At 70.0% G+C, this 13,861-nt stretch carries 12 protein-coding genes; 6 read left to right on the top strand and 6 right to left on the bottom strand.

All coding sequences use genetic code 11. The annotated features are described in order from the left end of the window. Positions 1 to 158: 158 nt before the first annotated feature. From ABT008_RS28670 to ABT008_RS28685, 4 genes are all read left to right on the top strand, one after another. Entirely contained in the window at positions 159 to 1,823 is a 1,665-nt protein-coding gene (locus tag ABT008_RS28670; RefSeq protein WP_350700170.1) for a glucuronyl esterase domain-containing protein, read from the top strand. A 321-nt stretch (positions 1,824 to 2,144) separates the two neighbouring features. After that, positions 2,145 to 3,479: a glycoside hydrolase family 10 protein gene (locus tag ABT008_RS28675; RefSeq protein ID WP_350700171.1), complete on the top strand. Its 1,335-nt coding sequence runs from the start codon at positions 2,145 to 2,147 to the stop codon at positions 3,477 to 3,479. Between the two features lie 504 nt (positions 3,480 to 3,983). Next, positions 3,984 to 6,017 (top strand): beta-galactosidase, encoded by a 2,034-nt coding sequence (locus ABT008_RS28680; protein WP_350700173.1) that lies wholly within the window; start codon positions 3,984 to 3,986, stop codon positions 6,015 to 6,017. Between the two features lie 529 nt (positions 6,018 to 6,546). Then, positions 6,547 to 6,879 (top strand): hypothetical protein, encoded by a 333-nt coding sequence (locus ABT008_RS28685; RefSeq protein ID WP_350700175.1) that lies wholly within the window; start codon positions 6,547 to 6,549, stop codon positions 6,877 to 6,879. Positions 6,880 to 7,069: 190 nt separating this feature from the next. Here ABT008_RS28685 and ABT008_RS28690 read toward each other — a convergent pair whose 3' ends face one another. The 3 genes from ABT008_RS28690 to ABT008_RS28700 form a co-directional block, all read right to left on the bottom strand. After that, positions 7,070 to 7,477, bottom strand: a complete 408-nt coding sequence (locus ABT008_RS28690) for a hypothetical protein (protein ID WP_350700177.1) — start codon at positions 7,475 to 7,477, stop codon at positions 7,070 to 7,072. A 279-nt stretch (positions 7,478 to 7,756) separates the two neighbouring features. Next, the gene (locus tag ABT008_RS28695) at positions 7,757 to 8,215 is read right to left on the bottom strand and encodes a hypothetical protein (protein ID WP_350700179.1); all 459 of its coding nucleotides are present in this window, start codon (positions 8,213 to 8,215) and stop codon (positions 7,757 to 7,759) included. 53 nt (positions 8,216 to 8,268) lie between these two features. After that, positions 8,269 to 8,961, bottom strand: a complete 693-nt coding sequence (locus ABT008_RS28700; RefSeq protein WP_350700180.1) for a DUF899 family protein — start codon at positions 8,959 to 8,961, stop codon at positions 8,269 to 8,271. A gap of 92 nt (positions 8,962 to 9,053) precedes the next feature. On the opposite strand from ABT008_RS28700, the gene ABT008_RS28705 reads away from it, so the two are divergent. After that, a complete protein-coding gene (locus tag ABT008_RS28705) occupies positions 9,054 to 10,457 on the top strand; it encodes an NDP-hexose 2,3-dehydratase family protein (RefSeq protein ID WP_350700182.1) in 1,404 nt (467 codons plus the stop codon). A 44-nt stretch (positions 10,458 to 10,501) separates the two neighbouring features. Here ABT008_RS28705 and ABT008_RS28710 read toward each other — a convergent pair whose 3' ends face one another. From ABT008_RS28710 to ABT008_RS28720, 3 genes are all read right to left on the bottom strand, one after another. Then, positions 10,502 to 10,933, bottom strand: coding sequence for an SRPBCC family protein (locus ABT008_RS28710; RefSeq protein WP_174537660.1), 432 nt, complete (start codon positions 10,931 to 10,933; stop codon positions 10,502 to 10,504). Positions 10,934 to 11,034: 101 nt separating this feature from the next. Further along, the gene (locus ABT008_RS28715) at positions 11,035 to 11,850 is read right to left on the bottom strand and encodes an ABC transporter permease (RefSeq protein ID WP_350700213.1); all 816 of its coding nucleotides are present in this window, start codon (positions 11,848 to 11,850) and stop codon (positions 11,035 to 11,037) included. Between the two features lie 5 nt (positions 11,851 to 11,855). After that, positions 11,856 to 12,860 (bottom strand): ATP-binding cassette domain-containing protein, encoded by a 1,005-nt coding sequence (locus tag ABT008_RS28720; protein ID WP_350700215.1) that lies wholly within the window; start codon positions 12,858 to 12,860, stop codon positions 11,856 to 11,858. Between the two features lie 163 nt (positions 12,861 to 13,023). Between ABT008_RS28720 and ABT008_RS28725 the strand changes: the two genes are divergently transcribed. Continuing rightward, positions 13,024 to 13,848, top strand: coding sequence for an SAM-dependent methyltransferase (locus ABT008_RS28725; protein ID WP_350700184.1), 825 nt, complete (start codon positions 13,024 to 13,026; stop codon positions 13,846 to 13,848). Positions 13,849 to 13,861: the final 13 nt, after the last annotated feature.

Below are 13,861 nucleotides of genomic sequence, written 5' to 3' on the forward strand. Positions count from 1 at the left end.
CACCGGGTAGCCGAGACCGGCGGTCCACAAGGTTGGTGCGGCAACAGCTTCTGGACACCTCCGACACCTATGGCCGACATCAACGGGGACCGACGTAATCACCGAATTCCGCAGGACAAGCGCCACACACCACACACCACCTCACGAAGGAGTGCCCCGTGAACCTCAACTCGGGCCGCGGCCCACTGCGCTCAGCGGTCGTCGCGCTGGCGACAGCGGCGCTCGCGGCCGTCGGAACGGTAGCCGCCCTGGCGGCAGATACACCCAAGGGCCCCGAGCCGGCAGTCCGTAGCGCCGTTGCGGTCGCCTCGGTGGAGGACGAGGGCGCCGACTGTCCGGTGGCCGCACCCGGCGCGCTGACCGCCAACACGAAACTCCCCGATCCGTTCAAGAAGATCAATGGCACCCGGATCTCCAGCAAGTCCGACTGGCGATGCCACCGAGCAGAGATCAAGAAGCAGGCCGAGAGGTACGTCTACGGCGAGAAGCCCGCGAAACCGGCAAGCGTCACGGGAACCGTCTCGAACTCCAACATCACCGTGAACGTGTCGCACAACGGGAGAAGCTCCAGCTTCTCCGCGAGGGTCGAACTGCCCAGCGGCCCGGGCCCGTTCCCGGCCGTCGTCGTCCTGGGCGGCTTCGGAGCCGACACCGCGACCATCAAGGCAGCCGGTGCCGCCGTCATCAACTACGACCCATACGCCGTCGGAAGGGAGGGCACCCCGCGAAACAACAAGCAGGGCGCCTTCTACAGCATCTATGGATCATCTAGCAGTACCGGGCTACTGGTCGCCTGGTCATGGGGTGTGAGCCGGATCATCGACGTCCTCGAGCAGGCCAACGGCAGCATCCTGAAGGCCGACTCCACAGGCGTGACCGGCTGCTCCCGCTTCGGGAAGGGTGCCTTCGTCATCGGCGCGTTCGACCAGCGCATCGCCCTGACCATGCCCATCGAGTCAGGTAGCGCCGGTGCGCCCATCTTCCGCGGCATTCCCGGGGAAGGCGCCCAGAGCCTGAGCAGTGCCTACGGCGAGCAGCCGTGGCTGGGCGACGCCTTCGGCTCCTTCACCGGAAACCCGAACAACCTGCCGATCGACACGCATCAGACCGTCGCCATGGTGGCACCGCGCGGACTGTTCATCATGGACAACCCGCACATCCCCAACCTGGGCCCCCGCTCCGCCAGCGTGGCAGCCCTGGCCGGCGCCGAGGTCTACAAGGCGCTCGGCGCCGGTGACAACATCACCTACTGGTCAGCAGTGCAGGACGGTAGCCACTGCGCCAACCGGTCGGAGTGGCGAACCCCGCTGCAACAGCACATCCGCAAGTTCCTGCTGAAGACCGGCAACGACCCCGGCACCATGCAGATCGCCAGCAAGGCCCAGGGCCGGTTGGCCGACTGGCGGGATTGGCAGACCCCGACTCTGACCGACGGCCCCACCACCCCGCCCACCACGCCACCGACCACCCCACCCACGACTCCGCCGACGACGCCGCCCACCACGCCGACGACGACACCACCGCCCACCGGTAGCGGCTGCTCGGCCTCAGTATCGATCAACCAGTGGACGGGTGGTTTTGTCGCCACCATCCGGGTAACCGCCGGCTCCTCACCACTCAACGGCTGGAGAGTCGCCGTCGCTCTTCCATCGGGCGCCAGCGTCACCAATGCCTGGAGCGCTGACCGGAGCGGAAACACCGGCACGGTCCAGTTCACCAACGTCAGCTACAACGGCTCGGTCGCCGCCGGCCAGTCGACCGAATTCGGCTTCCAGGGCACCGGCACCGGTGCGGGGACCGCCCCCACCTGCTCAGCCAGATAGCAACCACGCTCGACTCGCTACCAGGGCTCGGGTGGGCAGGCAGCCAGCCTGCCCACCCGAGCCCTGACACCGACTCAACCGTAGTGAGCGTCACCGCCGGTGCGGCCACCCTGCCCGTCGCACTCGACCGGCGCCTTCCGGTCAAACTCGCGAACCGCTTCAGGCACATCGGCGCCCCCTCGGGCCACCGGGCGTACGCGCGACAGCGGCGCTCGATGCGCTGGCCGTCCTACCCAAGTCTGTCCCACGACCTCCACGAAGAACGGAAGCGAATCCATGAGGCATCCGAAGTTGAGGGCGACTTCGCGCGTCGCGCTGGCGATGACCGTTACGGCGGTAGTCGCCGCGGGAATGGCGTTGCTCGCGATCGCACCGGCCAGCGCCGGCACCACGCTCGGGGCCTCAGCGGCCGAGAAGGGCCGCTACTTCGGCACGGCGGTCGCCGCCAACAAGCTCAGCGACAACACCTATGTGACGATCCTGAACCGGGAGTTCAACAGCGTCACGGCCGAGAACGAGATGAAGTGGAACGCCACGGAGCCGCAACAGGGCCAATTCAGTCACACCAACGGCGACCGCATCGTCAACCATGGCCGCCAACGTGGCATGCTGGTACGCGGTCACGCCCTGCTTTGGCACCAACAGCAGCCCGGCTGGGCGCAGAACATGTCCGGCAGCGCGCTGCGCAGCGCCGCGATCAACCACGTTACCCAGGTCGCCACCCACTACCGAGGCAAGATCCACTCCTGGGACGTGGTCAACGAGGCGTTCGCCGACGGCACCGGCGGTGGGCGCCGTGACTCGAACCTGCAGCGCACCGGAAACGACTGGATCGAGGCCGCCTTCCGGGCCGCCCGCGCCGCCGACCCCGGCGCGAAGCTCTGCTACAACGACTACAACACCGACGGGATCAACGCAAAGTCGACAGGCATCTACAACATGGTGCGCGACTTCAAGGCCCGGGGCGTACCGATCGACTGCGTCGGCATCCAGTCCCACCTGACCAACACGGTCCCCGGCGACTACCAGGCCAACATCCAGCGGTTCGCAGACCTAGGCGTCGATGTACAGATCACCGAACTCGACATCACCGGCTCCAACCAGGCCAACGTCTACGCCAGCGTGGTCCGCTCCTGCCTCGCCGTGGCACGCTGCACCGGCATCACCGTGTGGGGTATCCGGGACAGCGACTCCTGGCGTACCGGCCAGAACCCGCTGCTCTTCGACAACTCCGGCAACAAGAAGGCCGCATACACCAGTACCCTGAACGCCCTCAACAGTGGTGGCACCCCGGTCCCCACGACACCGGGAACCAATCCGACCACGCCACCGCCCCCCAGCACGCCGCCACCGACCAGCGGGCCGGGCGGCTGCACCGCCACCATGTTCCTGAACTCCTGGACGGGTGGCTTCGTGGCGACGGTGCGGGTGACCGCTGGCGCGTCGGCCATCACCTCGTGGCGGGTGACGATCACCCTGCCGTCGGGTGCGGCGGTCACCAACGCCTGGAGCGCCACCAACACCGGCACTACCGGCACCACCCAGTGGGCGAACGTCAGCTACAACGGCACCGTCGCCGCCGGCCAAACGACCGAGTTCGGCTTCCAGGGCACCGGCACCGCCACAGGCCCCAGCCCGACCTGCACCGCCAGCTGAACCGGCACCACTGGCCTGTGTGAGGAGGAGGAGGCTAGCCATCCACCTTCTCCCACACCACCCCGATCGCATCAGCCCGGATAGGTGTCGATGCCTGCTCTGCCTCATGGTCCCCCAGATCGTCGACCCTCCACTCCCACAGCGTGAGGTGTTCGAGGAACAGGACGCGTCGACCGCGCTTTTCTACGACAGGATCGGCTCTCTCGCCCACCGCCAGATCCAAGGAAACCGCCTACCAGCGGCATGCCTTTCACAGCCCGCCTCGGCGCCGAGATCCCGATCGTGAGCGAGGTAGCACGCAGTTCCCGGCAGTTCGGCTGGTGATCGTCACCCTGTTCCGCATCCGGACCCGCGACGTGCTCCGGCTGGCGAAGCTACGAATCGGCGACCCGATGATCGACATTATTCGGAGGACCTTCACCTCATGAGCGAACGCAGCGAGACAATCAACGAGTTCTGCTCCTGGGTGCCTCGTGGCGGCGGGCAACGCAGCGAAGTGCTGTCATGAGTCTGCCCGGCACCGCCAAGGTGCCCTTCGGCGGGGACTACAACCCCGAGCAGTGGCCGCAAGACGTGTGGAACCAGGACTATCGCCTCTTCGATGCCGCCAGGATCGATACCGTGACGCTCGGCGTGTTCGACTGGGCGCTCACCCAGCCGGCCGAGGATCGCTACGACTTCGCACTGCTCGACCGGATCGTCGACCGGGCCCGAGCCGAAGGACGCCAGATCTGCCTGGCCACGGGGACCGGCGCGCACCCACCGTGGCTGGCCCGGGCGTACCCGGAGGTGACCCGGACCGACTTCGAGGGCCGGCGGCACCGCTTCGGGCAACGGCACAACTCCTGCCCCAGCTCGCCGGTGTTCCGGCGGCTCTCCACTGAGCTGGCCCGCCGGGTCGCCCGGCGGTACGGCGGCAACCCCGAATTGGTGGCCTGGCACGTCGGCAACGAGTACGGCGGCGCCTGCTACTGCGATCTCTGTGCCGCCGGCTTCCGGGCCTGGCTGCGCCGCCGGTACGGCAGCCTCGAAGCCCTCAACACCGCCTGGTACACCACCTTCTGGTCGCACACCTTCACCCACTGGGACCAGATCGAGGCCCCGTCGGCGCTGACCGAGCACTGGCGCGGCCCAGACCACACCGCCTTCCAAGGCATCACCCTGGACTACCTCCGCTTCATGTCCGACGCCATGCTGGCCAACTTTCTCGACGAGAAGGCGGCCATCCGCCAGTCCAGCCCGGACGTCCCGGTCACCACCAACCTGATGGGCATGTACAAGCCGATCGACTACCATCGCTGGGCACCGCACCTGGACTTCGTCTCCTGGGACAACTACCCACCCGACGACACCTCGGCGGCCCGGATGGCGCTGACCCACGACCTGATGCGCGGGCTCAAGGCGGGCCAACCGTTCTGGCTGATGGAGCAGACCCCGAGCGTCACCGCCTCCCGTGACGTCAATCCACTCAAGCGACCCGGACTGATGCGGCTGTGGAGCTGGCAGGCGGTGGCGCACGGCGCGGACGCGGTGCTCTTCTTCCAACTGCGGGCGTCCCGGGGCGCCTGCGAGAAATACCACGGCGCGGTCATCGGCCACGCCGGACGATCCGACACCCGGGTGTTCCGCGAGGTCGCGACACTCGGCGCCGAGTTGGACCGGGTCGGCCCGGCGACGCTGGGCGCACGGACCCCGGCCCGGGTCGCGCTGATGTTCGACTGGGACAGCTGGTGGGCGCTGGAGATCTCCGACGGCCCGTCCCGGCTGGTCCGCTACCAGCAGGTCGTGATGGCGTACCACCGGGCGCTCTGGGCTGCCGGGGTAGACCTGGACGTGGTCGCGGTCACCGCCGACCTCACCGGCTACGACGTGGTCGTCGCGCCGGTGCTGCACATGCTCAAGGATGACCTGCCGGAACGGCTGGCGGCGGTCGCAACCCGCGGCGGCACGGTGCTGACCACCTTCCTGTCCGGGCGGGTGGACACCTGCGACAACGCGTTCCTGACAGACGTCCCAGGCCCGCTTGGCGAACTGATGGGGGTACGCGTCGACGAGTGGGACGCCAGAGAGTTCGACGTGGTCAACCCGGTACGCCTCGAATGTGGCAAAGACGGGCTCGACGTCGAGTCCCGACTGATCTTCGAGCTGGTAATCCCGCAGGGCGCCGAGGTGCTCGGCCGGTACCAGGCCGACTTCTACGCCGGCACCGCCGCGGTGACCCGCAACGCGTACGGCGAGGGGCACGGCTGGTACGTGGGCGCCGGGCTGGACCAGGCCGGCATCGACTGGGTGGTCTGGCGGATCCTGGCCCGGCACGAACTGTTCGGGCCGTACCCGGACGTGCCGGAGCTGGAGTCGGCCGCCCGGATCGCCCCCGACGGCGCCCGGCTGCTGTTTTTGCTCAACCACCGGGCCGAGCAGGTCGAGGTGACCGCCCGCGCCGATGCGGTCGACCTGCTCACTGGTGACCGGATCGAGGCCGGCGGGTCGTTAAGACTGCCGGAGCGGGGCGTCGTGGTGTTGCGGGAAGAACATTGAGCAAGGTCAACACCGCCTGGCTGCACCCGTCGCGCCACGTGCTGGTGCACGGTCACGGCGTACTCGTCGACACCGTCATCGACGAGGTGACACGGGGCCAACGACGGCTACGGCGCGCGCACCCGGCGGACCGACGACCGGCTACCGAAGAAACCTCCAGAACCGACGACCGCCGAGGTTGAACTGGCACTCGCGCTGCACCCCACCGGGTCAATGCCAGCCCTGCCGGCGCAGCCCGACGACGCGCCCGGCGCCAAGGGCTCCCTGCTGACCCGGACCGGTAGCGTCCCGACGCTGCTGGCCGACACACCGGCCGGCCTACTCCACGGGTTCTTCCACCTGCTCCGGCTCCGTGAGTCGGCCTTCGACACCCACCGATCGCCTCGACGATCTCCCGCCGAACTGCTGACCGTCCCGCTTATCAAGGCCAGCCCACCTGCCGCACACAGACAGACTGCCGAGTTCCTCATCTCGCATGCAGAAGATTTCAGCCCGCCTCCACAGACCCTGACGACGAAGTGACGACGCCGTGGACCGGACCGCCGGCGCCCAACTCGACGGTACCGTCGTCCGCGTCGCACACGGCCGAACCACTCGCCAGGCGGTGCTCGCTGCCCTGGATGCTCTGCGTGACTTCCCCGACGTCCAAGTGGTGTCCGACGACGAGCCGACGGTGCACGGCTGGTGGAACGGGCGCCGCCTGCTCCTGGTCACGAAGTCGAGCAGCGGTTGGCGGGCCGAGCGCTGGGAACGCCTGATCACCGGCATCGCGGCCTACTCACGCGGCACCCCGCTACGCCCGCCGGACCGACGCTGGACACCAGCCGGACCCGACGATGCCTTCGACTCGACGGGCACCTGACGCGAGGCTGGCGCCCCGCCGGTGCGTGTTCGAACTGGGCACCGACTTACGAGGACGCCGCCCGGATTCGCTCGGGTCTGCTGCACGGGCTGTTGGCGTGTGGCTCCATCGATTCGATCGCGCCCACTGCGGTCAGCCGGCCAGGCGAGCAGCCGCATCTCGGGAGGCGCGCCGAGGATTTCGCTACCAGTCAGCGCGTCGACAGCGTGTCTCCTCGGACGACGTGCAGTCGCTGCGTGTGCGGCGAGTCGCGTAGGAGCATCGTGAAGGCGGGGCCCGGCCGGGAGGACCGCCAGCCGGTGGCCAGTGCCTGGCGGACACCGAGAGCCACCGTTCTGGGTGAAACGGGTTGGCTCGGCAATCCGAACCAGTTGCCGGGATGGGCGCAGGGCAGCGATGCCACCAATAGAGCGCCTGGTTGTTCCGCCTGCTCGGCGACGAAGGTCAGCGGCGACCAGCCGTTGGCTTGGCAGTAGGTCGGTCTGCGGCGAACCGCCCAGCGGAAGGTGACGCCATCTACGGTGATCCGTCGTGAACCCTTGATAGCCAGTGTCATCGGTACCTCTGCCGGTTCCCACCGCACGTCCGCGAGCACCATAGCTGGGATCCGACGCCATCGCGCTATCGACTTGCGGAATCACGACGACGCTCAGGGCGACCTTGCCGTCCCCGGCGGACCGGGCGCGTGCCGCGTCGATGCGGATCAGGTCCTCGTCGAGGGTGCCTTGATCGTGGTCTACCTACCTTGATGCGGCATCTGCAACAACACGTGGAGGAACGGCCGGCCGTGCCGACGGCGCCGCTGTTGCGTTTCCGCACCGGCAAGCCGATCACGTATCGCCGCTACGACCACCTGTGGGAGCGCATCGGCAGACACCTAACCTGGGTCGCACAGCGCCGGCAGGCCCGCTCCGACGGACACGAGCAGAGCCAGGGGTACGCCGACCGCGCGCCGCCGCGCGTACCGGACCAGGGCGAGGCAGGCCGCCGCGAGCGCGAGCGTTGCGGCGGCGGGGGCGTCCACGCCCAGGCCGAGGGTGAGCAGGTGCGCGACGGCGGCGGTCACCACCGTGGGGGTGAGGTGCCGGGGCACCGGGGCGGCGAGCGGTCGCAGCAGCACCAGTCCTGCCGTGGTGGCCGTGGCGGCGAAGGCGAGCAGCGCGGCGAACCCGGTGGCGGCCGGCGCGACGCCGCCGCCGTCCGTGGCGTGGCCCGGCCCCGCCGGGAGCAGCGTGGTCGCCACCCCGGTGAGGACCGCGCCGACGAGCCGCCCGGCCGGGCCGGGTACGCCCCGGCGACAGTCGGCGGTACGCGGTGTCGTGGTGCGGTCGGGCACTCGTGGCTCCTCGGCTGTCACACGGGTTGATCGGCCGGGGCGGCGACCCGGGGTTACGTGTTGGCGGCGTACCAGTCGCCCCGGCCCCGCGGCAGCAGGTCGAGCACGTTCCACACCGGGGAGAGCAGGTCGATGCCGCGCTCGGCGCCGTCGACGAAGTTGGCCGGCTGGCTGTAAAAGTGCCGGATGCCGTCGCCGTCGCGGACCAGCACGCTGACCATCGGGCGCTGGTCGCCGTTCGGGTGCTCGGCGCGCAGGTCGGCGTTGAAGTCGGTGCCGTGGCTGGAGAGCAGCCGCAGGCCGGCCCAGCCGCGCCGGGCGCCCCAGGCGCGCAGCTTCGCCGCCGGGGCCTTGCCGACCACCACGAACGCGGTGTGCTGCTGGAGATGGTGGGCGACGCCGTGGAATCCGTCCACCCACAGTGAGCACATCGGGCAGGCGGCGTCGGCCTCCGGGTGGAACATCAGGTGGTAGACGACGAGCGTGCGGTGCGCGCCGAAGAGTGCGGAGAGCCGGACGGGGCGCAGCGGGCCGGGCGCGGTCAGGTCGGCTGGTCCCTCGGTGAACGCGACGTCGGCCACCGGTGCGCCCAGCGGCAGCTCCCGCCGGGCGGCGGCGACCTGTTCGACCTGGTCACGCAGGCGGCGTTCGGCCTCGGCGAGGCGCTGCCGAGCCGCCACGTACCCGGCGTCGGCGCCGTCCGGCCACATCGGCAGCGGCGTCGACCCGCTCGCGTCGTCAGTCATCCTCTCGTCCTTCCTCGACCCGCGCTAACGCTGGCCATTCGCTATAGAATATAGAAGTGAACAGCGGGTAGGTGTCGACAAAGGGGGTACGCGTGACGGAGACGACCGCGCCACCGTGGCTGCCGCAGCACGACCGGCTCGCCACCGCCGACCCCGACGCCGACGTCCACAAGTGGCTCGCCGGCTGGCGTCGCCGGGCCCCGATGCGCGTGGACGTCGTGCCCCTGGCCGGCCTGCGCGCCTGGCGCCAAGACGCCGACACCGGAGTCCTGGCCCACCGCAGCGGCCGGTTCTTCCGGGTGGAAGGGCTCTCCGTGGAGGTGCCGGGCGCGGCCGTGCCCCGCTGGGACCAGCCGATGCTGCACCAGCCGGAGGTGGGCATCCTCGGTATGCTCGCCCGCCTCGACGGCGACACGCTGCGGGTGCTGGTGCAGGCCAAGGCGGAGCCCGGCAACCAGGACGGCCACCAGCTCGCGCCCACCGTCCAGGCCACCCGGAGCAACTGGACCGGCGTGCACGGCGGCCGCCCGGTGCCGTTCCTGCACCACTTCCGTGACCCGGACCCGCGCCGGGTGCTCGTGGACGTCCGTCAGTCCGAGCACGGGTCCTGGTTCCTGCGCAAACGCAACCGGAACATGGTGGTCCTCACCGACGAGGACATCGTGCCGCCGCCCGGGTTCCGCTGGCTCAGCCTCGCCCAGCTGCACCGGCTCCTGCGCCACGACGACCTGGTCAACATGGACATCCGTACCGTGCTCTCGTGCCTGCCGGCGGAGCTGACGGCCCGGGCGGCCGGACCGGCCGGGGACGCCTTCACGGCCGCGCTGCGTCGCTCCTGCCGGCCCGGGCCGGGCAGCCGGCACCACACCGGCGAGCTGCTGCACTGGATCACCGACGTCCGCAGCCAGACCGAGGTGGGCGCCGACCGGACGGCGCTGCGCGGACAGGCGGCGTGGCATTTCGGTGAGGTCTCCCTGCGACACGCCAGCGGGCTTTTCTTCGAGGTCATCGGCGTGGACGTGGAGGCCGAGGGACGCGAGGTGGCGAGCTGGTCGCAGCCGATGCTGCGGCCCTGCGGCCAGGGGGTGGTGGCGTTCCTGGCCACCCGCCTCGACGGCGTGCTGCACGTGCTGGTGCACGCCCGGGTCGAGCCGGGCTTCGTGGACGTGGTGGAACTGGCGCCGACGGTCCAGTGCACGCCCGCCACGCTCGACTACCTGCCCGCGGCGGCACGTCCGCCCTTCCTGGACCAGGTGCTCGGCGCGCCGCCGGAGCGGGTCCGGTTCCGCGCGCTCCTGTCCGAGGAGGGCGGACGGCTCTACCGGGCCCGCAGCAGCTATCTCGTGGTGGAGACCGACGACGCGGACCTGGAGAGCGACCAGTACCGCTGGGTGACGCTGCACCAGCTCTCGGAACTGCTGCGGCACAGCAACTACGTGAACGTCTCGGCCCGCAGCTTGATCGCCTGCCTGCGCGGACTGCTGGACGCCGGCTGAGCGGGCGGACCCGGCCGCTCCCGGTCCGCCCGCCGCGTCGGCCCTCAGTCGCCGAAGCCGCTCGGGTGGGCGTCGCCGACCGCGTTGAGCAGCACACCCTGCTCCAGCAGCGCCTTGCAGGCGCAGAGCACCATGGTGAACCCGCCCATGGAGTCGATCGCCTTCGCCACGGCCTGGTCGGCGCTGCCGGCGAAGCCGGTCTCGGTGACCCGGACCAGCGTCGTGTCACCCTCGCCCGGCAGGAACCGCCATTCGAGCTGGGTGGGGGACTCCGGGTCCCACTCGGCCAGGATGCGGCTGTTCTCCTCGACGTCCTTGACCGTGACGACGGTGGAGACGCCGTACATCTCCCAGTCCCAGGTGACGGTGGCGCCGGGTTCGAGTCGGCCGCTGCTCCTGGTGAACCAGAACTTCGTGGTCACCGCCGGGTCCACGAACGCCTGGAAGACCTCGGCGGCGGGCCTGCGGATGAGCATCTGCGCGGTGACGGCAGGCGGTTGAGTCAAACGGTCGCTGTCCACGGGGTAGCCGTGTTCCCTTCTCGTGTCATCGGCACTGCGTACAAACGGTGGCGGGGTCAGGCCCGCCGGCGGTACAGGAACATGGAGAGCGGCGCGAAGATCGCCACGAGTGCCGCGCAGCCGGCCAGCGCCGCGCCGACCTCACCGGCGGTCGCCGTGCCGTGGGCCAGGCCGCGCGCGGCGGTGACCGTCAACGCGAACGGGTTCAGGTTGACCACCGCCTGCAGCCAGCCGGGGAGCGTCTCCTGCGGCACGAAGAAGTTGCTGACGAACGACACCGGGAAGACGATCGCCTGGCACGCGCTCAGCGCGGCGGTCGGTGACTTTAGGGCGAGCCCGAAGACGACGTACACCCAGGAGAAGGAGAAGACGAACACCAGGGTGATCAGGATCGTGGCGAGGACGCCGAGCACGCCGCCGTCGGGCCGGAAGCCGACCGCGAGCCCGACCGCCACGGCGACCGCGCAGCCGACGACGTAGAGCACGTTGTTGCCGAGCAGGGTGCCGACTATCGCGGCGGGCCGCCAGATGGCGAGCGCGCGGAAGCGGTCGGTCACCTCCCGGGAGTTGTCCAGGTTGACCACCGCGCCGATCCGCATGCTGATCATGATCCCGGTGAACACCACGATGCCCGGGATGTAGAACTGCATGTAGCTCGACGTCGAACCGGCCAGGGCGCCGCCGAACAGGAAGCCGAAGACGAGCGTGAACATGACCGGCACGCCGAGTGCCTCGAGGATCTGCGTCGGGTCGCGGCGTACCTTCTGCACCGCCCGCCACGCGAAGGTCAGCGTGGACGACAGCGCGCCGGGACGCGCCGGTCGCGCCGCGGCTGGCGTCGAGGCGCCACGGCCGGTGCCGGCCTCCACCATGCTACTCACGCCGCCTCCTCCGTCTCGGTCCGCGAGCCGTCCGCCCGATGCCCGGTGAGGGCGAGGAACACCTGGTCCAGAGTGGCGTGACCGAAGGCGTACTCGGTCAGGCCGACGCCGGCCCCGGTGAGGGCTGCCAGCGCCCGGGTCGCCTCCTCCTCGGCCGCGACCTGCGCGGTCAGCTCCATCCGGTCGGAGCCGGCGTGCACCGCCGTGCCCAGCGCCTCCGCCAGCATCCGCTCGGCCGTCTCCCGCTGCCCGGCGTCGCGCAACCGCACCCGCAGCACGCTCGCGCCGATCGACCGCTTCAGCTCCACCGGCGTGCCCTCGGCGATGACCCGGCCGTGGTCGACGACCGCGATCCGGTCGGCGAGCTGGTCGGCCTCGTCGAGATACTGCGTGGTGAGCAGGACGGTGGCGCCCTCGCCGACCATGCCCCGGACGAGTTCCCACACCTGGTTGCGGCTGTGCGGGTCGAGCCCGGTGGTCGGCTCGTCGAGGAACATCAGGTCGGGTGTCACGATCATGCTGCTGGCGATGTCGAGCCGCCGGCGCATGCCGCCGGAGTAGGTCCGGACCAGCCGGGCGGCCGCCTTCTCCAGGCCGAACGTGGCGAGCAGTTCCTCGGCGCGGCGGCGGGCCGCGCTCCAGGAGAAGCCGCGCAGCCGGGAGAGCAGGACGAGATTGTCCCGGCCGGACAGTTCCTCGTCGACCGAGGAGTATTGCCCGGTCAGCCCGATCCGGTCGCGGATCGCCCCGGCCTCGCGCACCACGTCGTGGCCGAGCACGCGGACCTCGCCGCTGTCGGGCGGGACGAGCGTGGCGAGGGTGCGGACGATTGTCGTCTTTCCGGCGCCGTTGGGGCCGAGCACACCGAACACGCTTCCGGCCGACACGCGCAGATCGATCCCGTCGAGCGCGCGTACCTCGCCGTAGGATTTGCACAATCGAGTGATCTCGATGGCGAGAGTGTCGGTCTGCTGTGCGGACAAGCCAGCCGTACGCGACATTGTGTTCACAAACACATAGTAGCAGGACGTTTCGCCTCGGTCACGCCTCTTGGTCCGCCCGCCACGCGCGTGCCGTGCCACGTGATCGTCGCATGGACACCCGTCGGTCGATATCTATATCATTCTCAAGCAGCGACGTGTCGCCGAGAGTGGAGGAGCGGACGTGTCCACACGCGAGCTGACCGAAGTCGACGAGGTAGCGGAGATCTACGACGACGGCGCCTGGGCCGTCGAGGTGCTTGGCGGGAACATCCACTTCGGATGGTGGGAGGACGACGACGACCCCACGCCCTTCCTGGAGGCCATCAACCGGTTCACCGACATCGTCGGCGACCGCCTCGGGCTGCGCCCCGGCGAGCGGCTGCTGGACGTCGGCTGCGGCGCCGGTGAGCCGGCCATCCGGCTCGGCCAGCGCAGCGACGCCGACATCACCGGCATCACCAACAGCGCCGAGCACCTCAAGCGGGCCCGGGAACGGGTCAACGAGTCGGGGCTGCGCGGCCAGGTCCGCTTCGAACTCGGCGACGCCGCCGCGCTGAGCTACCCGGACGCCTCCTTCGACAAGGTGCTCGCCTTTGAGTCCCTGGTGCACGCGCAGGACCGCCGGCAGTGGCTCGCCGAGATCCGCCGCGTGCTCAAGCCCGGCGGCCGGCTCGTGCTCACCGACCTCGCCGAGGACGCTCCGCTCACCGAGCGGGACCGGCAGATCCTCACCGATTTCGCCCTCGCCCCGCCCGGCCCGCCGATGGCCGCGTTCGACCTGGTCCGCGACGCCGGATTCGTGGTTGACGAGTTCCTCAGCTGCGGCGACAAGATCAGCCGTTCGTTCCCCGCGTACCACGAGCGGGTGCAGCAGCGCCGCGACACGCTCGCCGCCGCGCACGGCGCCGAGAAAATCGACGCCTTCCTCGCCGAGATGCCGGCCGTGCTGGACGTCCTGCGCACCAAGGTCGGCTGCGTCGTCATCGCCACCCACAAGCCGCGCTGACCCGCCCGGCGGC

The sequence above is a fragment of the Micromonospora sp. NPDC002389 genome (assembly GCF_040296095.1).
In the GTDB taxonomy this organism is placed as follows: domain Bacteria; phylum Actinomycetota; class Actinomycetes; order Mycobacteriales; family Micromonosporaceae; genus Micromonospora.